At 41.3% G+C, this 463-nt stretch carries 1 protein-coding gene; it reads right to left on the bottom strand.

Annotated features, from left to right (window positions below):
- Positions 1-463, bottom strand: a 463-nt coding sequence (locus RVS70_RS22325; RefSeq protein WP_321134900.1) for a cation:proton antiporter, incomplete at both ends; no start/stop codon positions are given.

The following is a 463-nucleotide window of genomic DNA, read 5'->3' as shown; positions in this document are numbered from 1 at the left end:
GTTTATAGATGTTTTGATCTTTATTAAAGAAACATTTGCCGTTCAAAAAGAACAGCACCCACAGAAATCTGAGGAGCATTAACGTAAATGTGATGACTAGGATATAGCCAATCACCTTCATGTTGCTGATGGCGGTATCGTTAAAGATAACAGAAATCACATCAGGGATTTGCGTGCCGAGAATAACAAAGACCAGGCCGTTCAAAATAAATAAAATAATGTTCCACGTACTTGAGGAGACGATTTGCAGCTTGATCATCGTTGATTCCAGACGATCCTGTTCAACCGCATGAGTGATCCCTCCCGCCACAACAGCTAAAATGCCGGAAACGCCGATTTCTTCAGCGGCCAAATAAATCACAAACGGTGTCAAAATTTGAATCAGCATATGCATCGTGACATCCTGCATGCCAAGGCGGCGGAGAAATAGGCGAAAACGAATAATTAAAAATGAAATGACTAC

Origin of the sequence: Virgibacillus sp. M23 (assembly GCF_034190895.1) — a bacterium.
In the GTDB taxonomy this organism is placed as follows: domain Bacteria; phylum Bacillota; class Bacilli; order Bacillales; family Amphibacillaceae; genus Virgibacillus; species Virgibacillus salarius.
This window is presented reverse-complemented; position numbering and strand designations above follow the sequence as displayed.